Source organism: Bordetella sp. BOR01, assembly GCF_019218885.1.
In the GTDB taxonomy this organism is placed as follows: domain Bacteria; phylum Pseudomonadota; class Gammaproteobacteria; order Burkholderiales; family Burkholderiaceae_B; genus Bordetella_A.
Genome location: NZ_JAHUWT010000004.1, coordinates 143331 through 165561, shown reverse-complemented (window position 1 = coordinate 165561; position 22231 = coordinate 143331). Strand labels below are relative to the sequence as shown.

The 22231-nt window shown below is 64.7% G+C and carries 22 protein-coding genes and 1 tRNA gene; 12 read left to right on the top strand and 11 right to left on the bottom strand.

Annotated elements, in window-relative coordinates; genetic code table 11:
* Positions 1 to 126 precede the first annotated feature (126 nt).
* From KW845_RS22505 to KW845_RS22495, 3 genes are all read left to right on the top strand, one after another.
* Positions 127 to 1128 (top strand): tripartite tricarboxylate transporter substrate binding protein, encoded by a 1002-nt coding sequence (locus KW845_RS22505; RefSeq protein ID WP_218371602.1) that lies wholly within the window; start codon positions 127 to 129, stop codon positions 1126 to 1128.
* A 79-nt stretch (positions 1129 to 1207) separates the two neighbouring features.
* Positions 1208 to 2179 (top strand): tripartite tricarboxylate transporter substrate binding protein, encoded by a 972-nt coding sequence (locus KW845_RS22500; RefSeq protein WP_218371601.1) that lies wholly within the window; start codon positions 1208 to 1210, stop codon positions 2177 to 2179.
* Positions 2180 to 2269: 90 nt separating this feature from the next.
* On the top strand, positions 2270 to 3223 hold the full coding sequence (locus KW845_RS22495; RefSeq protein WP_218371600.1) for a 2-hydroxyacid dehydrogenase: 954 nt from the start codon (positions 2270 to 2272) through the stop codon (positions 3221 to 3223).
* Between the two features lie 84 nt (positions 3224 to 3307).
* Here the strand turns inward: KW845_RS22495 and KW845_RS22490 are convergent, their stop codons facing one another.
* Positions 3308 to 3598, bottom strand: a complete 291-nt coding sequence (locus KW845_RS22490; protein ID WP_218371599.1) for a DUF3579 domain-containing protein — start codon at positions 3596 to 3598, stop codon at positions 3308 to 3310.
* A gap of 111 nt (positions 3599 to 3709) precedes the next feature.
* Here KW845_RS22490 and argF point away from each other — a divergent pair, with 111 nt between their 5' ends.
* Together argF and argG are read left to right on the top strand one after the other, a co-directional pair.
* On the top strand, positions 3710 to 4651 hold the full coding sequence (gene argF, locus KW845_RS22485) for an ornithine carbamoyltransferase (RefSeq protein WP_218371598.1): 942 nt from the start codon (positions 3710 to 3712) through the stop codon (positions 4649 to 4651).
* A gap of 255 nt (positions 4652 to 4906) precedes the next feature.
* Positions 4907 to 6241: an argininosuccinate synthase gene (gene argG, locus KW845_RS22480; protein WP_218371597.1), complete on the top strand. Its 1335-nt coding sequence runs from the start codon at positions 4907 to 4909 to the stop codon at positions 6239 to 6241.
* A gap of 331 nt (positions 6242 to 6572) precedes the next feature.
* Here the strand turns inward: argG and KW845_RS22475 are convergent, their stop codons facing one another.
* The 7 genes from KW845_RS22475 to KW845_RS22445 all read right to left on the bottom strand — a co-directional run bounded on the left by KW845_RS22475 (position 6573) and on the right by KW845_RS22445 (position 13160).
* Positions 6573 to 8474 carry a potassium transporter Kup gene (locus KW845_RS22475; protein WP_218371596.1) on the bottom strand — a complete coding sequence of 634 codons (1902 nt, stop codon included), beginning with the start codon at positions 8472 to 8474 and terminating at the stop codon, positions 6573 to 6575.
* Entirely contained in the window at positions 8471 to 9592 is a 1122-nt protein-coding gene (locus KW845_RS22470) for a HAMP domain-containing sensor histidine kinase (protein ID WP_218371595.1), read from the bottom strand. Before KW845_RS22470 ends, KW845_RS22475 begins: the two co-directional genes overlap by 4 nt.
* Positions 9593 to 9642: 50 nt before the next feature.
* On the bottom strand, positions 9643 to 10314 hold the full coding sequence (locus KW845_RS22465) for a response regulator transcription factor (RefSeq protein WP_218371594.1): 672 nt from the start codon (positions 10312 to 10314) through the stop codon (positions 9643 to 9645).
* Positions 10315 to 10371: 57 nt separating this feature from the next.
* Complete coding sequence (locus KW845_RS22460; protein WP_218371593.1) at positions 10372 to 10920, bottom strand: biopolymer transporter ExbD; 549 nt, start codon at positions 10918 to 10920, stop codon at positions 10372 to 10374.
* Positions 10920 to 11897: a MotA/TolQ/ExbB proton channel family protein gene (locus tag KW845_RS22455; RefSeq protein ID WP_218371592.1), complete on the bottom strand. Its 978-nt coding sequence runs from the start codon at positions 11895 to 11897 to the stop codon at positions 10920 to 10922. The genes KW845_RS22460 and KW845_RS22455 overlap by 1 nt, the downstream gene beginning before the upstream one ends.
* A gap of 1 nt (position 11898) precedes the next feature.
* On the bottom strand, positions 11899 to 12714 hold the full coding sequence (locus KW845_RS22450; RefSeq protein WP_218371591.1) for an energy transducer TonB: 816 nt from the start codon (positions 12712 to 12714) through the stop codon (positions 11899 to 11901).
* Between the two features lie 143 nt (positions 12715 to 12857).
* On the bottom strand, positions 12858 to 13160 hold the full coding sequence (locus KW845_RS22445) for a SelT/SelW/SelH family protein (RefSeq protein WP_218371590.1): 303 nt from the start codon (positions 13158 to 13160) through the stop codon (positions 12858 to 12860).
* A gap of 259 nt (positions 13161 to 13419) precedes the next feature.
* Here KW845_RS22445 and KW845_RS22440 point away from each other — a divergent pair, with 259 nt between their 5' ends.
* From KW845_RS22440 to KW845_RS22410, 7 genes are all read left to right on the top strand, one after another.
* Positions 13420 to 14646 carry an ATP-binding protein gene (locus KW845_RS22440; RefSeq protein WP_218371589.1) on the top strand — a complete coding sequence of 409 codons (1227 nt, stop codon included), beginning with the start codon at positions 13420 to 13422 and terminating at the stop codon, positions 14644 to 14646.
* Positions 14643 to 15194 carry a response regulator transcription factor gene (locus KW845_RS22435; protein ID WP_218371588.1) on the top strand — a complete coding sequence of 184 codons (552 nt, stop codon included), beginning with the start codon at positions 14643 to 14645 and terminating at the stop codon, positions 15192 to 15194. Before KW845_RS22440 ends, KW845_RS22435 begins: the two co-directional genes overlap by 4 nt.
* A gap of 237 nt (positions 15195 to 15431) precedes the next feature.
* Positions 15432 to 16340, top strand: coding sequence for a ubiquinol oxidase subunit II (gene cyoA / locus KW845_RS22430; protein ID WP_218371587.1), 909 nt, complete (start codon positions 15432 to 15434; stop codon positions 16338 to 16340).
* Positions 16340 to 18316, top strand: coding sequence for a cytochrome o ubiquinol oxidase subunit I (gene cyoB / locus KW845_RS22425; RefSeq protein ID WP_218371586.1), 1977 nt, complete (start codon positions 16340 to 16342; stop codon positions 18314 to 18316). The genes cyoA and cyoB overlap by 1 nt, the downstream gene beginning before the upstream one ends.
* 3 nt (positions 18317 to 18319) lie before the next feature.
* Positions 18320 to 18931: a cytochrome o ubiquinol oxidase subunit III gene (gene cyoC, locus KW845_RS22420; RefSeq protein ID WP_218371585.1), complete on the top strand. Its 612-nt coding sequence runs from the start codon at positions 18320 to 18322 to the stop codon at positions 18929 to 18931.
* Positions 18931 to 19299 carry a cytochrome o ubiquinol oxidase subunit IV gene (gene cyoD / locus KW845_RS22415; protein WP_218371584.1) on the top strand — a complete coding sequence of 123 codons (369 nt, stop codon included), beginning with the start codon at positions 18931 to 18933 and terminating at the stop codon, positions 19297 to 19299. Before cyoC ends, cyoD begins: the two co-directional genes overlap by 1 nt.
* Positions 19300 to 19409: 110 nt before the next feature.
* Positions 19410 to 19485, top strand: a tRNA-Val gene (locus tag KW845_RS22410).
* Positions 19486 to 19630: 145 nt separating this feature from the next.
* Here the strand turns inward: KW845_RS22410 and KW845_RS22405 are convergent.
* The 3 genes from KW845_RS22405 to KW845_RS22395 form a co-directional block, all read right to left on the bottom strand.
* Positions 19631 to 19903 (bottom strand): HU family DNA-binding protein, encoded by a 273-nt coding sequence (locus KW845_RS22405; protein ID WP_003812968.1) that lies wholly within the window; start codon positions 19901 to 19903, stop codon positions 19631 to 19633.
* 336 nt (positions 19904 to 20239) lie between these two features.
* Positions 20240 to 20920, bottom strand: coding sequence for a Fe2+-dependent dioxygenase (locus tag KW845_RS22400; protein WP_218371583.1), 681 nt, complete (start codon positions 20918 to 20920; stop codon positions 20240 to 20242).
* Positions 20921 to 20950: 30 nt separating this feature from the next.
* Positions 20951 to 22192, bottom strand: a complete 1242-nt coding sequence (locus KW845_RS22395; RefSeq protein WP_218371582.1) for a cystathionine gamma-synthase family protein — start codon at positions 22190 to 22192, stop codon at positions 20951 to 20953.
* Positions 22193 to 22231: the final 39 nt, after the last annotated feature.

Sequence of the window (22231 nt, the reverse complement as noted above, 5' to 3'; positions counted from 1 at the left end):
ATATTTGTCTTACAAGAGTCCAACCATGGGAATTGCGCCGCTGCGGGCCGTGTCGACGACCCGCCCCACTGCACGGCGTACCGCCCGCAAGATGCGCCACCAGGCGCACCCCGAGGAGACACCACAATGCTTGTCGATTTTCCATTCCGTACCCTGTTGGCCGGCATATGCGCGGCCGCAGCGCTGGTGGCTGCACCCATGGCGCAGGCGGCCGATGCCTACCCCGCGCGCCAGGTCACCATCCTGGTGCCATTCCCGGCGGGCGGCACCACCGATATCGCGGCCCGCGTGGTGGCTGCCGAATTGGGCAAGACCTGGAAACAACCGGTAGTGGTCGAGAACCGCGCCGGCGCGGGCGGCAACGTGGGCACCGCCGAAGCGGCCCGTGCCGAGGCCGACGGCTACACCCTGCTGATGGGCACCGTCAGCACCCACGCCATCAACCAGTCGGTGTATGCCAAGCTGCCCTATGACCCGGTGGGCGACTTCACGCCAGTGACGCTGGTGATTCCCGTACCGAACATCCTGGAACTGAACCCGGCCTTCGTCGACAAGCACAATATCCGGTCGGTGGCCGATCTGATCGCCTACCTGAAAGCCAATCCCGGCAAGGTCAACATGGCCTCGACCGGCAATGGCACCTCTACTCACTTGTCCGGCGAACTGTTCCAGGCCATGACCGGCACCAGGATGACCCACGTGCCGTACAAAGGCAGCAGCCCGGCGCTGACCGACGTCATGAGCGGCTCGGCCGATCTGATCTTCGACAACCTGCCGTCGTCGATGGGCTTCCTGAAAGCCGGCAAGCTGCGCCCGCTGGCCGTCACCAGCGCCGAACGTTCGCCGGCCCTGCCCGACGTGCCCACCCTGGCCCAGGCCGGCGTGGCAGGCTACGACGCCTCTAGCTGGTTCGGCCTGCTGGCGCCCGATGGCACGCCGCCGGCGGTCGTCGACAAAGTGCAGCGCGACGTGGCGAAAATCCTGCAAGACCCCGCCGTGCGCGAGCGCTTTGCCGCGCTGGGCGCGGTTCCGTCCGCCATGACGCCCGCGCAATTCAAGCAGTTCATAGCCGCTGAAGCCGCCAAGTGGGCCAAGGTCGTCGAACAATCGGGCGCGCGGGTCGACTGACCCGCCCCCCGCCGCTTTCCCAAGCCGCCGGAGCGCGTGGCCGGCGGCTCATCCAACAACACGCGCACCAGGAGACATCGTGAACAAACTGATCAGCGCTATCGCGACCGCCAGCCTGGCCTTGCTGGGCGGCCCCCCCGCCCACGCGGCCTCGTTTCCCGAAAAGCCGGTCACCATCATCGTGCCTTTCGTGCCAGGCGGCTCATCCGACATCACCGCGCGCTCGGTCATGCCGGGCATGCAGAAGCTTCTGGGCCAAAGCTTCGTGGCCGAGAACAAGCCCGGCGCCAACAGCGCCATCGGCGCCCAGGCGCTGGCCCGTTCCACGGCCGACGGGTACACCATGATGGTGGGTTCGATCGGCACCTTCGCCATCAACGAGGCGCTGTACAAAGAACTGGCCTACAACCCCAGCAAGGATTTCGCGTACCTGACGCAGGCGGTGCGCAACCCCAATATCCTGGTGGCGCCGCCCTCGTTCCCGCCCAACACCGTGGCCGAACTGGTGGAATACGCCAAGAAGCATCCCGGCGAAGTCTCGTACGCCTCGTCCGGCACGGGCTCGTCGGACCACCTGTCGGCCATCCTGTTCCGCCAGCGCACCGACACCACCGGCGTCGATGTGCCCTACCGTGGCGGCGCGGCGGCCATCGCCGACCTGCTGGGCGCCCAGGTCAATGTCTCGTTCCAGAACCTGGGCGCGGTGCAGAAGCACGTGCTGGCGGGCAAACTGAAGGCACTGGCCATCACTGGCGATACGCGCGCCGCCGAACTGCCCGATGTGCCCACCCTGGCCGAAGCCGGCATCAAAGACATGGTCGTCTATTCCTGGCAAGGCTTCGCGGTGCCCAGGAACACCCCGGCCCCGGTCGTGAAGACGCTGTCAGATGCATTGCGCAAGACGCTGCGCGAACCGGACGTCACCAAGACCCTGCAAGGGCTGGGTTTCGAGGTCGTGGCCAATTCGCCCGAAGAATTCGCCCAGTTCCAGCAGGCTGAAGTCAAGCGCTGGAAGCAGGTGATCAAAGACGGCGGCATCCAATTGCAGTAGGCCGCAAGCCCGGCGCGGGCGGACATACTGGCCGCCCGCGCCCCGAATCAAGTAGCATTTGCGTTTTCCTCCACGATCCGCGCGAACGACATGACCAAGCAACGCATACTCCAGGTCGGCTCCCTGTCCGGCTCTCCTTCAGCGAACCAGCGGCTGGCCGACGGCTACGATGTCTTCGAACTCTGGAAGCACGGCGACCGCAAGGCCGCGCTGGCCGAACACGGCAAGGGCATCACCGCCCTGGTCACTTCGGCATCCATCGGCGCCGACGCCGAACTGATCGCCGCCCTGCCCGACCTGAAGGCCATCTGCAGTTGGGGCGTGGGTTATGAAACCATCGACGTACAGGCCGCCCGCCAGCGCGGCGTGCTGGTCAGCAATACGCCGGACGTGCTGACCGACTGCGTGGCCGACCTGGCCTGGGGCCTGATCATCGCGGGCGCACGCCGCATGACGCTGGGCGACCGCTACGTGCGCGCCGGCCGCTGGGGCCAGGTGCATGGCAGCATTCCGCTGGGTACCCGTGTCAGCGGCAAGAAGCTGGGCATCATCGGGCTGGGCCGCATCGGCCAGGCCATTGCCCGGCGCGGCGACGGCTTCGACATGGAGGTCCGCTACCACAACCGCCGCGCCCGCAGCGATGTGCCGTACGGCTACGAGGCATCGCTGGTCGAGCTGGCCCGCTGGGCCGATTTCCTGGTGGTGGCCACGGTGGGCGGCCCGGACACCCGGCACCTGGTCAACCGCGCGGTCATCGAGGCGCTGGGGCCCAAGGGCATCATCGTCAATATCGCGCGCGGCCCCGTCATCGACGAACAGGCCCTGACCACGGCGCTGGAGAACGGCAAGCTGGGCTGCGCCGCGCTGGACGTGTTCGAGCACGAGCCCAACGTGCCCGATGCCCTGAAGGCCAGCGACAACTCGGTGCTGTTGCCGCACATCGGCAGCGCCACCTACGAAACCCGCCTGGCCATGGAAGACCTGATGCTGGAAAACCTGCAATCGTACTTGCAGACCGGCAAGCTGGTCACCCCGGTCGATTGAGCAGGCTTGCGGGCGTGCCGGCCCGCAAGCCGTCGCCCGCCAATGAAAAAAGCCGCGTGTCCCGCGGCTTTTTCGCTGTGCGCCTCAGATTTCGCGCTCTTCCGTCTTGAGCTTGTTATCGTGGGCGAAGTCGACCACGAACTTGTAGGCCAGGGGTTCGAGGTCGCGCAGGCGCAAGTCGACCACGACGCCACGCACGTCATCGATCATGACGGGCAGGACATAGGGCGAATAGGTCAGGTGGCTGCCGGTCGAGCCGGGCGGACGGAACTGTGCCATGACGCCGGCCAGGCGTTCGGCCCAGTCGCTGGGACGAAACCGGGCCCCGCTCTCGGTGACACCGTGGATGACGAATTGTTTGACGCGAGTTGCCATGATTTTTTCACCACGGGCTGCGTATGCAGGTTCCAGACTGGCCATGCATCAAAGATGCGGCCCGCGCCGCGAATTGTATATGATTGGTCTTTTGGCTTCGCCGTTCCGATCATGACACCTCCCACGCACCAGACTGGCCCCTTGCGGCATTTCCTGCAGTTCCGGGACTTCTCTCCCGCCGAAATCGCCTATGTGCTCGACCGTGCCCGCTTGATCAAAGACAAATTCAAGCGCTACGAGCCCCATATGCCGCTGCACGACCGCACCCTGGCCATGGTGTTCGAGAAAGCCAGTACCCGCACCCGGGTCTCTTTCGAGGCGGGCATGTACCAGATGGGCGGTTCGGTCATCAACCTGACCTCGAACGATTCGCAACTGGGCCGCGCCGAACCCATCGAAGATACCGCGCGCGTTATTTCGCGCATGGTCGACATCGTCATGATCCGCACGTTCGAGCAAACCCGTATCGAACGCTTTGCCTCGCATTCGCGCGTACCGGTCATCAACGGCCTCACCAACGAATACCACCCTTGCCAGATCCTGGCCGATATCTTCACCTATATCGAGCATCGCGGCCCCATCGCCGGCAAGACCGTGGCCTGGATCGGCGACGCCAACAACATGTCGTACACCTGGCTGCAGGCGGCTGAAATGCTGGGTTTCGCCCTGCACGTGTCCACCCCGCCCGGCTATGAGCTCGACCCGGCCCGCGTGGGCACCCCGCCGGCCGGCGTGCTGCGCCAGTTCGCCGACCCCATCGAAGCCTGCCGCGGCGCGCACCTGGTCACCACCGACGTCTGGACCAGCATGGGTTACGAAGCCGAAAACGACGCGCGCCGCACCGCCTTCGCCGACTGGTGCGTCGACGCCGAAATGATGGCTGCCGCCGACGCCCAGGCTGTCTTCATGCACTGCCTGCCGGCCCACCGCGGCGAAGAAGTCACGGGCGAAGTCATCGACGGCCCCCAGAGCGTCGTCTGGGACGAAGCCGAGAACCGCCTGCACCTCCAGAAGGCCCTGATGGAATTCCTGCTGCTGGGCCAGCTCGACTGATTTCCAAGCCCTGCCAAGTGCCTGACATCCAGCCAAGACAGGTAAAGCCCTTCGCAAGCCAGTGCTCCCGACGATTCGATTGATCACCATCGCCGTCCCGTGGCGCACGGGCAGGCAGCGGCGGTGGCGAGCCGGGCGGCGGGGCAGCCTGCCCGTGCGCCACGGGACGGCGCAAGAACAATCCCCCCACCCAAACGCGCTAAAATGCCAGGTTCAACCGCATAACCCGCAGCCAGCTGCCGCCCTGATCACACAATGACCACTATCCTCCCTAACCTTCCCGTCGGCCAGAAGGTCGGCATTGCCTTTTCGGGCGGCCTGGACACCAGCGCTGCGCTGCTGTGGATGCGCAACAAGGGGGCCATTCCCTACGCTTATACGGCCAATCTGGGGCAACCCGACGAAGCCGACTATGATGCAATCCCGCGCCGCGCCATGGAATACGGCGCCGAGAACGCCCGCCTGGTCGACTGCCGCGCGCAATTGGTGGCCGAAGGTATCGCCGCGCTGCAAGCAGGCGCCTTCCACATTTCCACCGCCGGCATCACCTACTTCAACACCACGCCCATCGGCCGTGCCGTCACCGGCACCATGTTGGTGGCCGCCATGAAGGAAGACGGCGTCAACATCTGGGGCGATGGCAGCACGTACAAAGGCAACGACATCGAGCGCTTCTACCGCTACGGCCTGCTCACGAACCCCGACCTGAAGATCTACAAGCCCTGGCTCGACCAGCTGTTCATCGACGAACTGGGCGGCCGCGCAGAAATGTCGGAATACATGCGGCAAGCCGGCTTCGACTACAAGATGTCGGCCGAGAAAGCCTATTCCACCGACTCCAACATGCTGGGCGCCACCCACGAGGCCAAAGACCTCGAGCACCTGAACTCGGGCATCAAGATCGTCCAGCCCATCATGGGCGTGGCCTTCTGGCGCGACGACGTGCCGGTCAAGGCCGAAGAAGTCACGGTGCGCTTCGAAGAGGGCCAGCCCGTGGCCCTGAACGGCGTCGCATACAGCGATCCGGTCGAGCTGATGCTGGAAGCCAACCGCATCGGCGGGCGCCACGGCCTGGGCATGAGCGACCAGATCGAGAACCGCATCATCGAGGCCAAGAGCCGCGGCATCTACGAAGCCCCGGGCCTGGCGCTGCTGTTCATCGCCTACGAACGCCTGGTCACCGGCATCCACAACGAAGACACCATCGAACAGTACCGCGAAAACGGCCGCAAGCTGGGCCGCCTGCTGTACCAAGGCCGCTGGTTCGACCCGCAAGCCATCATGCTGCGCGAAACCGCCCAGCGCTGGGTGGCGCGCGCCATCACCGGCGAAGTCACCGTCGAACTGCGCCGCGGCAACGACTATTCCATCCTGAACACCGTGTCGGACAACCTGACGTACAAGCCCGAGCGCCTGACCATGGAAAAAGGCGAGTCGACCTTCTCGCCGGCCGACCGCATCGGACAGCTCACCATGCGGAACCTGGACATCATCGACACGCGGGATAAGTTGTTTACCTACGTGCAGACGGGGTTGCTGGCGCCGGCTACCGGGGCTGCGTTGCCGCAACTGAAGGATGGCAAGAAGTAGATCGCGTTGTAGTTCGTGTTGTTGAGCTATCGAGGCGTCGGTCCGGGTGGCGGGGGTTCTTGCGCTTCGTAGGCCGATCAACGAAAAGAAGAGAAATGCACGGTGCCGCAATCGTCGGCCGCCCAGCGTGGCCGACGATTGCATTCAGATGGTGACATGCGCGGGGCACCTTTCAAGTATCAGTGTCGAATACTTGGCGCGCCGAACCATCACCTGTCGAATTCGAGCCTCCTCGCCAGCCACGTACTGAATGACCGCGCCCATCCCGGCAATGGATGGATGGCATTCGGTGCGAGTCGGGGCGGGGCCAGAAAAACAACCCACAGCGAGACTACAGTTCCACCTGCATTCCCATTTCCACCACCCGATTAGGTGGAATCTTGAAGAATTTCGTACTCCGCGTGCCGTTGCGCGCCATGAAGGCGAATATGCTGCGCCGCCAGCGCTGCATGGCTGGCCGCTTGGCGGCCACTACCGTCTGGCGTGACAAGTAATACGACGTGCGCATCGGCTCCAGGTCGATCTCGGGATACGCCTCGGCCACCAGCCTGAGCACCACGGGCACGTCCGGGTCTTCCTTGAAGCCGTAGTGCACCACCACCTGCCAGCACGATGGACTGATCTGCTCTACATCGAAACGCTCGTCCGCCGAGGCGTACGGCACATCCTCCACCCGTATGGTCAGGAACAGCACGTGCTCGTGCAGCACCTTGTTGTGCTTCAGGTTGTGCAATAACGCAGCCGGCACGACGCCCGGATTCATCGTCATGAAGATGGCCGTGCCCGGCACCCGTGCCGGCGGGAATGCCTCGAGCTGGGTCATGAATTCCGTCAATGGCTGGTGGTCGCGCCGCTGCATGTTGGCCAGCAGGGTGCGGCCACGGCGCCAGGTCATCATCAGCATGAACACCACCGTGCCTACCAGCAGCGGCAGCCAGCCGCCTTCATGGATCTTGAAGATATTGGCACCGAACAGCAGCAGGTCGACCACCAGCAGCACGCCCAGCACTGCCAGCCATAGCACCCGACGCCCGCCGGTGGCGCCGCGTGGCAGCACCGAGAACGCCAGCACCGTGGTAACGAGCATGGTGCCGGTCACCGCGAAGCCGTAGGCAGCCGCCAGGCTCTCGGAATCCTGGAACAACAATACCAGGATCAGCACCGCCACCAACAGCAAGGCATTGACCTGCGGCAGGTAGATCTGCCCCTTCTCGGCCGCCGACGTGTGCAAGATCTGCATGCGCGGCCAGAACCCCAATTGCACGGCCTGGCGTGTCACCGAATAGGCCCCCGAGATGACCGCCTGCGAAGCCACGACCGTGGCAATCGTGGCCAGCACCACCAGCGGCACCAGGCCCCATTCGGGCGCCATCAGGAAAAAGGGATTGCGGATTGCCTGCGGCTCGCGCAGCAGCAATGCGCCCTGGCCGAAGTAGCAGAGCACCAGCGCGGGCAGCACCATGGCAAACCAGGCGCGCCGGATCGCCGGCCGGCCAAAATGGCCCATGTCGGCGTACAAGGCCTCGGCCCCTGTCAGGGCCAGTACCACCGCGCCCAGCAGCAGGAAACTGCCCAGCGGAAAGTCATCGATGAAACGCAGGGCCCACACCGGATTGAGCGCCTGGAGTATCTGCGGGGCCTGCCAGATCTGCCAGCCGCCCAGCAGCGCCAGCGTGACGAACCATACCCCCATCACCGGGCCGAACAGCTTGCCCATGGCGCCCGTGCCGCGCGATTGGATGGCAAACAGCAGGATCAGCACCACCAGCGACATGGGCACGATCCAGGGGTCCAGTGTGTGCGAGACCACCCCCACGCCTTCGATGGCCGACAATACCGAGATGGCCGGCGTGATCATGCTGTCGCCATAGAACAGCGACGCGCCGAAAATGCCCAGCACGATCAGCAGCCAGCGGGCCGGCCCCTGCCGCCCGCGCACCGCCAGTTCCAGCAGGGCCAGTGTGCCGCCCTCGCCCCGGTTGTCGGCACGCAATATCAGGGTGACGTACTTGAACGACACCACCAGCATCAGCAGCCAGAAAAGAATCGACAGCACCCCCAGGACATGGGCGGGCTCGAGGTCGGCAAAGCCCACCAGACAGGCGCGCAGCGTGTACAGGGGGCTGGTGCCGATGTCGCCATAGACCACGCCCAGCGCCCCCATGATCAACGCCGCTTTCGACGAGGGTACCTGGCCGTGAGGCGCCAGGACGCCTGGATGTTGTGATGTCATAAAGCGCGATCGTGACGAGTCAGTTGCGCTCCCTTGCGGGGGCCGGGAAATACCACGGACAAACGGGTGCCGGGATACTCGGGGCGGCTGGTCAGCTTCCACCACGCGCCGTGGGCATGGGCGATCTCGCGCACGATCGCCAGGCCCAGCCCCGAACCGCCCGCGGTACTGCCCGGCGACCGGTAGAACGCCTCGAATACGCGCTCGCGCTCGTCGCCCGGGATGCCGGGGCCGTCGTCCTCGATGGTCAGCGTCGGCGGGTTCACGGCCACGGTCAGCGTGATCCGCCCGGCTCCTTTGCCGTAGCGCAGCGCGTTGTCGATCAGGTTGCCCAGCAGTTCATCCAGCAACAGCGGGTCGCCATCGATCCAGACGGCGTGGTCCGGCGCCACCAGGTCGATCTCGAACTGCGCGGCGCGCGCGTGGGGAATCCATTCTGCGCCGCTGGCCCGCACCCATTCGCACAAGTCGATGCGCACGAAACTGTCTTGCGGGCGCGCATTCGGATCGGAACGCGCTAGCACCAGCAATTGCTGCCCCAGGCGTATCATGCGGTCGCTGACCGCCTTGATGCGCTCGGCACGCGCGCGCACGTCGTCCGGCAATGGGCGCGCCAGCATCAGTTCGGATTCCATGCGCAGGCCGCTCAGGGGTGTGCGCAGTTGATGCGCGGCATGCCCGATGAAGCGCCGCTGCGCCGCCAGTGAAGCATCCAGGCGCCGCAGCAAGTCATTGGTGTGGGTGACCAGGGGCTCGATCTCGACCGGCACGCCGGCCACTTCCAGGGGCTGCATGTCGTCGATGGAGCGCTGCCGTATTTCGTCGGACAGGTGGTTGACCGAGCGCAGCCCCGAACGCACCCCCTGCACGATCACGCCCGCGAACACACCCACCAGGATTGCCTGGCCTCCCACCATCAGCCAGAAGAAGTCTTCCAGCATCCAGCCCGCCATGTCGAACTTGTGGCTGATGACCCAGGTAGCCAGCAAATCCAGCGCCACCAGCACCAGGATGGGCGGCAGCAGGCGCTTTACCAGATAGCGCGCCAACGAGCCGCGAGGCAGTTGCCAGCGTGCGCCGAGCGGCGCGGCAGAATCGGGGGAAGAGGAATCCGGCATGGTGGAAGGCGCCGGCCGGGCGACAGAGCGCGTGGGCCGGCGCGGTGTATTCACGCCGGATCGGTGTCCAGCATATACCCGAAGCCGCGCACCGTCTGGATACTGGCACCGGTGCCTTCCAGGCGCTTGCGCAAGCGATAGACATAGACTTCCACGGCGTTCTCGCTGAAGTCGGCGTCCCAGGCTGAAAGAGAATTGACGATCTGGCGCTTGGTAACCACGCGGCCGGCGCGCGCCATCAGCATTTCCAGCACCGACAGTTCACGCACCGATAGCGACAGGCGCTGGCCATTGGCCCGCACTTCGCGGCCCACGGTATCGAAAGTCAGAGTGCCGGCCTCGATCAGGGGCTGCGCCTGGCCGGCGCGCCGCCGCCCGAAGGCTCGTACGCGGGCCGCCAGCTCGGGCAGGTCGAAGGGCTTGGTGACGTAGTCGTCGGCGCCGGCGTCCAGGCCCGCCACGCGGTCGTCCAGGCCGTCGCGGGCGGTGACGATCAGGATGGGCACCTGGTTGCCGTCCTGGCGCAACTGGCGCAGCACATCCAGGCCGCTGCGGCCGGGCAGGTTCAGGTCGAGCAGCATCAGGTCGTAGGACTGCCCTGCCAGGGCGCCCAACACCTTGTCGCCATCGGTCAGCCAGTCGACCGCATAGCCTTGATCGGCCAGGAATTCCTGGAGCGCATGGCCCAGGGTCGTGTCGTCTTCGATTACAAGAACTCGCATGCGGCGATTCTAGCGCGAAGATGGCACGGACGGGTAATGGCGCATGAAGCCGGCCGGTCAATTCGCCGGAGCGGGTGTCGCAGCCGGCGCCTGAGCCGGTGCCGGCGTGGCAGCCGCCGGAGCCGGCACGGCTCCCGGAGTGGCGGGCGTGCCGCCAGGTGTCGCCCCGTCCACCGGTGCAACCCCGCCGGGGGTCGGATTGGTAATGAAGCCGATGCGCGACAAGCCCGCGCGGCGGGCCGCCCCCATCACCTTGGCCAGCGTCTCGTAACGCGTATTCATGTCGGCGCGGATACGCAACTCGGGCTGCGGCTTGGTCTGCGCCAGGCTCAGGAAGCGGTTGGGCAGATCGTCGATGGCAACCGGCTTCTCGTCCCAGAACAGGTCGCCGGCCGGATTGATGGCCAGGTCGATGCTCTTGGGCTCGTCCTGGATCTGCTCGGCGCTGACTTGCGGCATGTTGATGCGGATCGAGTGCGCCATCAAAGGCGCCGTGATGATGAAAATCACCAGCAGCACCAGCATCACGTCGATCAGCGGCACCATGTTGATTTCCGACACGGTGTGACTGCCCGGACCCTTGCTGTCGAAGCTGCCGAAAGCCATTATTCGGCTCCCCGGGTGGCCGCCACATTACCCTGGCGGCGCAGGGCGCGCACCTTGCCATCGGACAGCACCACTTGCTGGCCGGTGCTCAGGAAGGCGAACAAGTCGTGGGCAAAGGCATCCAGGCGCGACAGGAACACGCGATTGCCGCGTACGAAGGCGTTGTAGGCCAGCACGGCGGGAATGGCCACCGCCAGGCCCAGGCCGGTCATGATCAGGGCTTCGCCCACCGGCCCGGCGATACGGTTGATGGTGACGCCGTCGGCCAGGCCGATGCCGACCAGCGCGTGGTACACGCCCCACACCGTGCCGAACAGCCCCACGAACGGCGCCGTCGAGCCCACCGATGCCAGCACGGTCAGGCCGTTTTCAAGCTTGGCTGTCTCTTCGTCGATGACCTTGCGCATGGTGCGCATGACAAATTCGCCGTTGGCGCCGCTTTCTTCGAGCTTGGTGGCGCCGAACTTGGCATGGTGGGTCTGCGCATGCACGGCATGGCTGGTCAGGTGCGAGAATGGGTCGCGCGCGCCGTGCGTAACGATCTCGTTCTCGACCTGCTCGAGCGAACTGGAATTCCAGAACTTGTTCAGGAAGTCTGACGAACGGCGGCGCATGCGCAGGTTGCTGACGAACTTCACCAGGATCAGGTACCAGGTGACCAGCGACATGATGATCAGGATGGCGAACAGCGTCTTGCCGACAAAATCGCTCTGGGCCACGAAATGCAGGAAGCCCATGTCGGCCGGTATGGGTAGCGGCGGCGGCAGCGCGGCGGCTGCTTGCTGGGCCGTGTCGGCAGCCTGCGACAGCGCCGGAGCGGCCTGGTTCAGGGCGTCGGCAGCTTGCTGCACAGCCGGCGCGGCTCCGGAAACCGCCGGCGCGGCGGTGGCGGCTGCCGCCGGGGCGGCGGCGCCAGGCGCCGCTGGCGCGGTGCTCGCCTGCGCCACCAGAATGGCGTTATGCATAGCGTTGGACATCTCAGTTCCTCATCACGAAATCGAACGGTAATTTGGCTTTGGCCGGATACGCCACGCCATTGCGGGTCAGGGGCTTGAAGCGCGCCTTGCGCGCCGCCGTCAGGGCCGACTCATCGAGCCGGGTATGGCCCGACGACTGGTCGATGGTGGCCCGCTCGACCAGCCCTTGTGTATTGATTTCCACCAGCACCACTACCCGGCCCTCTTCGCGCAGGCGCTTGGAGGTCATGGGATAGACCGGCAGGGGACGGCGTCCCAGGTACTCGACGCTGGACACCATGATGGGTTCGTCCGGCGGCGGGCCCTGCACCGGAGCCTGCGTCACCTGCGCACCTTCGGGCGCGCCGGTGGGCGGCGTCTCGACCTTGGGTGCCTCGACCGGTTTCTCGATCTTGGGCTTGGGCTTCGGCTTGGGTTTGGGTTTCGGTTTGGGCTTCGGCTTGGGTTTGGGCGCCGGCTCGGGCGCTTTTTCCACCACCGGCTCGGGTTCGGGCTCGGGTTCGATGACTGGCTCGGGCTCGGGCTCTATCACCGGTTCGGGTTCGGGCTCGGGCTCAGGTTCTGGCTCGGGTTCCGGCTCGGGTTCGGGCTGCGGCTCAACCGTGGGCTCGGCCTTGGCGACTTGCGGCAGGGGCGCCTCGATCACGCTGACCATCACTGCCTCGGGTTCGAGCAGTTGCGGCGGGCTTTCGTCGGGCATCCAGTAGATCGCCCCGATCACTGCCATGTGCGCCGCCAGTACCGTAAGACCGGCACCAGCGCGTAAAGCCAGGGAAGACTGCGAACGAGCGGACCAACCGTGTTGAAGACGAGGCATGAATCAGCCGAAAAGCATCAATGATGTCCGGCCGCGCAACCGGCACCACGCCGGGAAACGCCGGGGCCGGCAAATTCCAAGTCCAACATATTATATTAAATGCGAATGATTCGCACACACTTTCTGGCACGGCCTGCCGCAGTTCAATCGCCGGTCCGCCCCGCGCGGTCGATGTGCCCCAGGTCGCGCTGCGGATCCAGGCGATCGCGCACGCGCTGCTTCAGGACCTTGGCGTCGGGGAACCCGCCGTCGACTGTGCGGTCCCAGAGCAGGCTGTCGTCATAATGGATGCGGAATACTCCCCCCGTGCCCGGCACCAGCGTCACCGCCCCCAGGTCGGTGCCGAAGGTCGACAACAGCTCCTGCGCCATCCAGGCGGCTCGCAACAGCCATTGGCACTGCGTGCAGTATTCGATGCCGATACGGGGACGATTCGATTCAGTCATGAAGCACTCCGAGCTGGGCCAACGGGCGCTGCAACCGGACGCCCCAGGCGCCAGTATGCTTGCGCCCGCCCGGGGCCGGCAACCCGTTTTCGCTGCAGCGCAGCAGCGGGCGCCAATTCGCAATACAATGCGGCAACCGCGCCCAGTCCTTGGGCGCGCGCCTTGTCCCGCCCAGCAGCGGGCAACTCCGGCCGCGGACGCCACCCTGCGTCCGGCTTCCCGGCCGCCAACCGGCCTGCGCCGGTCCCTGGTTTTCATTATGTCCGGTAGTTCCGCCAATTCCTTCCTGCGCACCCTGTGCAGCCTGCGATGGCTGGCCATCGCAGGCCAGGCCGCGACCGTGCTGGTCGCCAGCGGCCTGCTGGGGCTCGAATTGCCGCTGCAACCGCTCTGGAGCGGCGTGGCGGTGCTGGTGGCATTCAACCTCTACGCCAGCTTGCGCGTGCGCCGCAGCCGCGGCCAAATCGCGCCCGGCACGGCCTTCGCGCATTTGCTGGTCGACATTACCGTGCTGTCCTGGATGGTCGGCTGGAGCGGCGGCATCCACAATCCGTTCGGCCTGATGTTCCTGATCCTGATCGCGCTGGCCGCGCTGGCGTTGCCGCGCGGCTGGGCGCTGGCCGCGGCACTGGCCTGCCTGGTCGGGTACGCGGTCTCGGCGCTGATGGGCCGCCCGCTGGAAGGACACCACAATCCCTATGCGCTGATCTTGTGGGGCATTGCCACCAGTTTCCTGATCTCGGCCATGGTGGTGCTGTATTTCTCGACCCGGCTGGCGGCAGACCTGCGCAGCCGCGAACGCGAACTGGCGGCGCTGCGCGAACGCTTCACCCGCAACGAAGGCATTGTCGCGCTGGCCACCCATGCCGCAGCCATGGCCCATGAGCTGAACACGCCGCTTGCCACCATGACGCTGCTGGCCGACGAGATTGCCGCCGAAGTCCGCACCGACGACCTGCAGGCCGATGTCGCGCTGCTGGGCCAGTTGCTGGCTTTGTGCCGCGAACGCATCCGCAACCTGGCGGTGCCCACCGAGGTCGACCTGGTACGCGTGGTGGGCCAGTGGCGCCTGGTGCGTCCCACCATCGACTTGCACCGCACGGGCGAACTGCCCGCTTCCCTGCGGGTCGAGCCGGCCATCGCGCATTTGCTGCAAGCCCTGCTGAACAACGCGGCCGACGCCGGCGAGGCCGAAGGGCACTCGCGCGTCGACCTGCATCTCGAATACCGCGACGGCGCGCTGCAAGGTGAAGTGCGCGACCATGGCCGCGGATTCGATCCCGACCATTCCCTGCTGCCCGCCACCAGCTTGTTCCATAGCGGCAAGCCCGGCGGACTGGGCGTGGGGTTGGCTTTATCGCACGCTACCGTAGAACAATTGGGCGGCGAAATGACCATGACTGCGGCCGACGGAGGAGGCGCCCGCATCCGCTTTTACTTGCCGCTGGAGCCCCGTGCTCCGCGCGCCTCCGGAATTCAAGCATGAACCCAACCGACGCCGGCCTGCTGATCGACGACGACGAACTCTACGTACGCACGCTGCAGCGCAGCCTGACCCGCCACGGCCTGGAAACACGCGTGGCCACCAGCATCGCCGAAGCCCTGCGCGTGGCAGAAGAAATGCTGCCCGCGTTCGCCCTGGTCGACCTGCGGCTGGGCGAAGACTCGGGCCTGACGCTGATCCGGCCGCTGCGTGCGCTGCGGGCCGATATGCGTATCCTGCTGGTCACCGGCTATGCCAGCGTGGCCACCGCCGTCGAAGCCATCAAGCGCGGCGCCGACGACTACCTGCCCAAGCCCGCCACCGCGCCCATGATCCTGCGCACCCTGGGGCTGGCCAAGGCCGAATCCGTGGCCATCGAATCCACCATGACGCCGCTGCACCGGCTGGAATGGGAACACATCCAGCAAGCCCTGCACGAGTGCGGCGGCAATGTGTCGGCCGCGGCCAGGCTGCTGGGCATGCATCGGCGCTCGCTGCAACGCAAGCTGGCCAAGAAGCCCGGCCCCGAACGCGATCTGACCCTCGATTGAACCAAATCGGGTGCGACACGTTGTCGCACCCAGTTGGCCGGGGCAAATACTGTTCCTGCAGGGGTAACCGGCCCTTACGCCGCTATACCTGGCCTCTCGCGCCTGCTCGATGCGACTTTTCGTCGCATCTTTGCGCTGCAGCAAACAGCTAGCATGGCGCCTTCACCGCATCTTTGCCCTTACGCAAGGCGTGTGATGCGATTCTTGCCGGCCACGGCGTCATCCTCAAGGCTGTACGTGAAACACCCCTTCTTTGCCACCTGCGGGCGCATGCTCGGTGTTGGTGCGCTCATGCTGCTCGGCGGCTGCACGATGGAAGTGCTCTCTCCCAAGGGAGACATCGGCGCCCAGGAAAAAACCCTGATTCTGACCGCCCTGGGGCTGATGCTCGTGGTGGTGGTGCCCGTCATCATCATGACGCTGTATTTCGCCTGGAAATACCGTGCCTCGAACACGCAGGCGGTGTACATGCCGCGCTGGGCGCACTCGACACGCATCGAAGTAGTGGTATGGACGGTGCCCTGCATCATCGTGGCCATCCTGGCGGTATTGACGTGGCGCTCGTCGCACGCGCTGGATCCCTACCGGCCCATCGCATCCACCGTCAAGCCGGTGAACATCGACGTGGTCTCGCTGGACTGGAAGTGGCTGTTCATCTACCCCGATTACGACATCGCCACGGTCAACGAAATCGCGTTCCCGGTCGATGCGCCCGTGCAATTCCGCATCACATCGGCCTCGGTGATGAACTCGTTCTTCATCCCCCAGCTGGGCAGCCAGATCTACTCGATGGCCGGCATGGAAACCAAGCTGCACCTGATTGCCCGCGAAGCAGGCACCTACGCCGGCATTTCCGCCAACTACAGCGGCGGCGGCTTCTCGGGCATGCGCTTCAAGGCCATTGCCACGTCGCAGCAGGGTTTTGAAGACTGGATCGGCCAGGCCAAGGCGGCCGGCAACCCGCTCACGCCCGAGGCCTACCAGGCCTTGACCACACCCAGCACGCACGCGGCCGTCACGCAGTATTCCAGCACGCCCACGGGCATGTTCGACTACATCATGCACAACCAGATGAGCAAGATCGCCGGCCTGGATCCGGCGACCTGCACGCCCACGTCGCAGAATTTGATCGCAGGAAACAACTGATGTTCGGCAAACTCACCCTGGATTCCGTTCCGTACCATGAACCCATTGTCATGGTCACGCTGGCCATGGTGGCCATCATGGGCCTGGCGCTGGTGGGCGCCATCAGCTATTGCGGCAAATGGAAGTACCTGTGGACCGAATGGTTCACCACTGTCGACCACAAGCGCATCGGCATCATGTACATCATCGTGGCCCTGGTCATGCTGCTGCGCGGCTTTGCCGACGCCATCATGATGCGCACGCAACTGGCCGTGGCCTCGAGCGATTCCACCGGCATCCTGCCACCGCACCATTACGACCAGATTTTCACCGCCCACGGCGTGATCATGATCTTCTTCATGGCGATGCCATTCATCACGGGCCTGATGAACATCGTCGTGCCGCTGCAGATCGGCGCGCGCGACGTCGCCTATCCGTTCCTGAACTCGCTGAGCTTCTGGCTGTTCGGGGCGGGCGTGGTGCTGATGATGATGTCGCTGTTCGTCGGCGAATTTGCGGCCACCGGCTGGCTGGCCTACCCGCCGCTGTCCGGGCTGGACTACAGCCCCGGCGTGGGGGTCGACTACTACCTGTGGGCCCTGCAGATATCGGGGCTGGGCACCACACTGAGCGGCATCAACTTCATCGTGACCATCCTGCGCATGCGTGCACCGGGCATGGGCCTGATGAAGATGCCCGTGTTCACCTGGACCGCGCTGGTCACCAACGTGCTGATCGTAGCCGCCTTCCCGGTGCTGGCGGCCACGCTGGCCCTGCTGACCGCCGACCGCTACCTGGGCACGCACTTCTTCACGAACGACATGGGCGGCAACGTCATGATGTACGTGAACCTGATCTGGATCTGGGGTCACCCCGAGGTGTATATCCTGATCCTGCCGTGCTTCGGCGCGTTTTCCGAGATCGTCGCCACCTACTCGAAGAAGCCGCTGTTCGGCTACAAGTCGATGGTCTATGCCACCGCGGCGATCGGCGTCCTGTCGTTCCTGGTATGGCTGCACCACTTCTTCACCATGGGCTCGGGGGCCAACGTCAACGCCTTCTTCGGCATCATGACGATGATCATCTCGGTGCCGACCGGCGTGAAGATATTCAACTGGCTGTTCACCATGTACCGCGGCCGGGTGGAAATGACGACGCCCATGCTGTGGACGCTGGGCTTCATGGTCACCTTCGTCATCGGCGGCATGACCGGCGTGCTGATGGCGATCCCCGCGGTGTCGTTCGTGCTGCACAACAGCCTGTTCCTGATCGCGCACTTCCACAACGTCATCATCGGCGGCGTGGTGTTCGGCTGCATCGCCGCCATGACCTACTGGTTTCCCAAGGCCTTCGGCTTCAAGCTCAATGAGCGCCTGGGCAAGTACTCGTTCTGGTGCTGGCTGGTGGGCTTCTACCTGGCCTTCATGCCGCTCTATGTCCTGGGCTTCAAGGGCATGACGCGGCGCCTGAACCACTACGACAACCCCGAGTGGCAGCCGTACCTGATCGTGGCCCTGATCGGCGCCTGCTTCGTGGCCCTGGGCATCTGGTTCATGCTGCAGCAGGTGTTCGTCAGCATCCGCGACCGCAAGCAGAACCTGGACACCACCGGCGACCCCTGGGGCGGTCGCACCCTGGAATGGTCCATTCCTTCGCCCGCGCCGTTCTACAACTTCGCCCACGTGCCGCATGTCGAGCACCTGGACCAGCACTGGGAAAACAAGCAGAACGGCGTGGCCGACACCCCGCCCGCGGGCTACGAAGACATCCACATGCCGCGCAACACCGGTGCCGGCGTCTACATCGGCGCCTTCGGACTGGCGATGTGCTTCGGGCTGATCTGGCACATCTGGTGGCTGGCCATCGTCGGTTTCCTGGGAATGATCGGCTCTTTCCTGGTACGAGCCTATGACCGCGACATCGACTACTACGTCCCCGCGCAGGAAGTCGAGCGCATCGAGTCCGCCCATTTCGCCAATATGCAAAAGGCCGCCTGAGCCATGACCCAAGCCGTCACCACCCTACCCCAGGGGTCCGGGCACGCCGGACACCACGACGACGGATCCAAGACCGTATTCGGGTTCTGGATCTACCTGATGAGCGACCTGCTGATCTTCTCGGTCCTGTTCGCCACCTTTGCCGTGCTGTCGCAAGCCACCGCCGGCGGTCCCACCGGCAAGGAACTGTTCGACCTGTCGTTCGTGCTGGTCGAGACCATGCTGCTCTTGATCAGCAGCTTCACGTTCGGCATGGCCATGCTGAACCTGCATGCCGGCCGCAAGAGCCGCGTCATTGCCTGGCTATGGGTCACCTTCCTGTTCGGGGCGGGTTTCATCGCCATGGAAGTCTATGAATTCCATCACCTGATCAGCGAAGGCGCCGGGCCGCAACGCAGTGCCTACTTGTCGGCGTTCTTCACCCTGATCGGCACCCACGGCCTGCACGTGACGTTCGGGCTGGTCTGGATCGTGGTGATGATCGACATGCTGCGCCGCCACGGCCTGGATGCGATCAATACGCGCCGCCTGGCATGCCTGAGCCTGTTCTGGCACTTTCTGGACATCGTCTGGATCTGCGTGTTCACCTTCGTCTACCTACTGGGAGCGCTCTGATGTCGCACGACGCCACCGCCACGGCAAGCCACGATCACGGCCACGACAGCGCCGCCCATGGCACCCTGAAATCGTACCTGGTGGGTTTCGGCCTTTCCATCGTCCTTACCCTGCTGTCGTTCGGCCTGGCCATGTCGGGCGCGGTGCCGCGTTCGCTGGCCTTGCCGGGCATCATCGTGCTCTGCGTGGCGCAGTTGCTGGTGCAATTGGTCTTCTTCCTGCACATGGGCGCCTCGCACTCGCAGCGCGACAATCTGTCGGCCTTTGTGTTCGCCGTGTTCGTCATTGCGATCATCGTGGGCGGTTCGGCCTGGGTGTTGCACAACATGAACGCCAACATGATGCATCCCATGCCCGCGGGGATGTAGGCCTGCCCGATTTGCCGCGGCCTGCCGGCTCCGGTATACTGCCGTCCGCGCTGATGAACGCGGCGCAACCGCCGTCGATAGCATCGGCGGCCATGCAAATGCGGCACCGGGGGTGCTTAGCTCAGTTGGTAGAGCGGCGCCCTTACAAGGCGTAGGTCACAGGTTCGACCCCTGTAGCACCCACCACCCCCACATCAGGCACTCGGTCTCGTCCGAGTGCCTTTTTGTTTCCGGGACCCGCGAAAACACAAAAGCCCTTGAAGTCTCAGCGCGGCACGCCGATTCAAGGGCTTTTTCGGGTCACGGCGCCAAGCGCCGCGCGACGCCGTTTTTAGTTGACAGCGTCTTTCAGGGCTTTGCCCGGACGGAACTTCGGCACCTTGGCCTTCTTGATCTTGATGGTTTCGCCGGTGCGCGGATTGCGGCCCGTACGAGCGGCGCGCGCCGAAACGGCAAACGTGCCGAAGCCCACCAGCGTGACCGTACCGCCCTTCTTGAGCGTGGTCTTGACGGCACCGATCAGGGCGTCAAGCGAACGGCCGGCGGCAGCCTTGGAAATATCGGCCTTGCTGGCGATATGATCGATGAGTTCGGTTTTGTTCATTCAGGATTACCCCTCACAAGGTATTGGTTCTGTCGGGTGTGCACTGGCGTCGCATGTAGGCGTCGACGCCGGCAAACGGAAGAACGGACGAGTGGAAAGCTTCTGGGCACGGCCAAGCGCAACTGCAAAATTGCTGCGTCGCGGAGACTTCAGCACAACAAATGCTGTGATGAAGTGTCAGCGACGCAGAGACGTATTAGGCCTTGCGTCGAAGCGGCTGTCAAGAGGAAAGCTTGTGGCAAGCCGCGCCAACACTGGCTTTTACGGCTTTCCGCAATAAGCTTACTTATGAGTAGGTGTTTCCGTGACTTGCCCGCAACGCCGCCGTGCGGCGCCTCACACATCGCCCCAACGGCGCAGCAAGTTGTGATAAATACCCGTGAGCTGCACAATCGAGGGATGCCCGGGTGTATCCTGGTTCAGGCGCTGGATGGCCACGTCCATGTCCAGCAACAGGCTGCGCTGGCCATCTTCCCGCACCAGGCTCTGCATCCAGAAAAAGGCGCTGATACGCGCGCCGCGCGTCACCGGGTTGACCTTGTGCAGGCTGGTGCCGGGGTACAGCACCATGTGCCCGGCGGGCAACTTCACCGTGCGCGGACCATAAGTATCGTCAACCACCAGTTCGCCACCCTCGTACGAATCGGGGTCGGAGAAAAACAGCGTGGCCGACAGGTCGGTGCGCACTTGCTCGGACGTACCCGGCACCACGCGCACCGCATTGTCGACGTGATAGCCGAACGCCTCGCCCCCTTCGTAACGATTGAACAGCGGCGGAAATATTTTGCGCGGTAGCGCCGCCGACATGAACAAATTGTTGGCCGACAGGCGCTGCAGGATCAGCCCGCCCAGTTCCTGGGCAAGCGGATGCTGCTCGGGCAACTGGCGGTTGTGCTTGACCTGCGCCGACTGATGGCCGGCCGTGGCCCGGCCATCCACCCAGTCGGCCTGCTCCAGGCGCTGGCGTATCCGCACCGCTTCATCGGCGCTGAAAACATCGGCAATTTGTATAAGCATGGGGGGCCCGCAGGAATGAAAGGCGCGGAATTACGCCAGACAGGCCTGCAAGGCCTGATCGAAATCGAACAGCAGATCGGCCTGGTCTTCGATCCCCACCGACACCCGGATCAGGCTGTCGGCAATACCCATCTGCGCGCGGCGTTCGGCCCCCATTTCGTAATAAATGGTGTGCGCAGCGGGTAGCGCCAGGCTGCGCGTATCGCCTAGGTGCGTGGCCATCAATACGATCTTCAGGCGGTTCAGGAAATCGAAACAATCGACGCCGTCCGCCAGCTCGATGCCCAGCAGGCCGCCGAAGCGCTGGCCGAAGAGCTCGGCGGCGCGCTGGTGTTGCGGATGGCTGGGCAGGCCCGGATAGTGCACCTTGGCCACGCCCGGATGCGCTTCGAGCATGCGCGCCAGCGCCAGGGCATTGCTGCAATGTGCGGCCATGCGCAAGGCCAGGGTCTCGGCCCCGATGGCAATACGGTGCGCCGAATCGGCCGACAAGGTGCCGCCCATGTCGCGCAGCCCCTTCTTCTTGACCTGCAGCAAGCCCCAGCCGGTGGGCGGGCCCTTGCGATAGCTGTCGTAGATATTGGAATAGTCCGACCAGTCGTACAGGCCGGTGTCGGTGATGGTGCCGCCCAGGGCGTCGCCATGGCCGCCGATGTACTTCGACAGCGAATTCATGACCAGCGAAGCCCCTACCGTACGCCCCTGGAATAGCCAGGGCGTGGTAAGCGTGTTGTCGATCATGTAGACCAGGCCGCGTTCGCGGCACAGCGCGCCGATGCCTGCCAGGTCGGCCAACTGGGTGCCCGGATTGGCAATGGTTTCCGTGAACACCATGCGTGTATTGGGCCGCAAGGCGGCGTGCACCTGGGCGATATCGGTAGGATCGACGTAACTGATCTCGACGCCCAGTTCGGCCAGGGTGCCCAGCAAGCTGTTGGTATTGCCGAACACATACTGGCTGGACAACAGGTGATCGCCCTTGCGCAGCAGCGTACTGAATACCGCCGCCAGCGCCGCCATGCCGGTGGCGAACGACACCGAGCTGGTGCCACCTTCCATCTGGCTGATCTTGGCTTCCAGGGCGCTGGTGGTGGGCGTACCCTGGCGGCTGTAAGTGAACCCGGCCTTGCCCTGGAACACCGCCGCCAGTTCGCGCGCGTCGGCGTAGGCGAACTCGGACGACGTGTGAATAGGCTTGTGCACGGCGCCGTGCTCGACGGACTGCTGGCGGTCGGAATGAAGAATCGTGGTGGTAAAGCCGTTCTGGTGCATGATGAAGACTGGAAGTGAAGGCGGCAATCGCCGCGCGGT

Coding starts and splice junctions, on each gene's coding strand:
- KW845_RS22490 (WP_218371599.1), bottom strand. CDS start 3,598: ATGGCAACTCGCGTCAAACAATTCGTCATCCACGGTGTCACCGAGAGC.
- argG (WP_218371597.1), top strand. CDS start 4,907: ATGACCACTATCCTCCCTAACCTTCCCGTCGGCCAGAAGGTCGGCATT.
- KW845_RS22450 (WP_218371591.1), bottom strand. CDS start 12,714: ATGCCTCGTCTTCAACACGGTTGGTCCGCTCGTTCGCAGTCTTCCCTG.
- KW845_RS22505 (WP_218371602.1), top strand. CDS start 127: ATGCTTGTCGATTTTCCATTCCGTACCCTGTTGGCCGGCATATGCGCG.
- KW845_RS22395 (WP_218371582.1), bottom strand. CDS start 22,192: ATGCACCAGAACGGCTTTACCACCACGATTCTTCATTCCGACCGCCAG.
- KW845_RS22445 (WP_218371590.1), bottom strand. CDS start 13,160: ATGACTGAATCGAATCGTCCCCGTATCGGCATCGAATACTGCACGCAG.
- KW845_RS22405 (WP_003812968.1), bottom strand. CDS start 19,903: ATGAACAAAACCGAACTCATCGATCATATCGCCAGCAAGGCCGATATT.
- cyoB (WP_218371586.1), top strand. CDS start 16,340: ATGTTCGGCAAACTCACCCTGGATTCCGTTCCGTACCATGAACCCATT.
- KW845_RS22495 (WP_218371600.1), top strand. CDS start 2,270: ATGACCAAGCAACGCATACTCCAGGTCGGCTCCCTGTCCGGCTCTCCT.
- argF (WP_218371598.1), top strand. CDS start 3,710: ATGACACCTCCCACGCACCAGACTGGCCCCTTGCGGCATTTCCTGCAG.
- KW845_RS22400 (WP_218371583.1), bottom strand. CDS start 20,920: ATGCTTATACAAATTGCCGATGTTTTCAGCGCCGATGAAGCGGTGCGG.
- KW845_RS22475 (WP_218371596.1), bottom strand. CDS start 8,474: ATGACATCACAACATCCAGGCGTCCTGGCGCCTCACGGCCAGGTACCC.
- KW845_RS22460 (WP_218371593.1), bottom strand. CDS start 10,920: ATGGCTTTCGGCAGCTTCGACAGCAAGGGTCCGGGCAGTCACACCGTG.
- cyoC (WP_218371585.1), top strand. CDS start 18,320: ATGACCCAAGCCGTCACCACCCTACCCCAGGGGTCCGGGCACGCCGGA.
- KW845_RS22465 (WP_218371594.1), bottom strand. CDS start 10,314: ATGCGAGTTCTTGTAATCGAAGACGACACGACCCTGGGCCATGCGCTC.
- KW845_RS22440 (WP_218371589.1), top strand. CDS start 13,420: ATGTCCGGTAGTTCCGCCAATTCCTTCCTGCGCACCCTGTGCAGCCTG.
- KW845_RS22455 (WP_218371592.1), bottom strand. CDS start 11,897: ATGTCCAACGCTATGCATAACGCCATTCTGGTGGCGCAGGCGAGCACC.
- KW845_RS22470 (WP_218371595.1), bottom strand. CDS start 9,592: ATGCCGGATTCCTCTTCCCCCGATTCTGCCGCGCCGCTCGGCGCACGC.
- KW845_RS22435 (WP_218371588.1), top strand. CDS start 14,643: ATGAACCCAACCGACGCCGGCCTGCTGATCGACGACGACGAACTCTAC.
- cyoD (WP_218371584.1), top strand. CDS start 18,931: ATGTCGCACGACGCCACCGCCACGGCAAGCCACGATCACGGCCACGAC.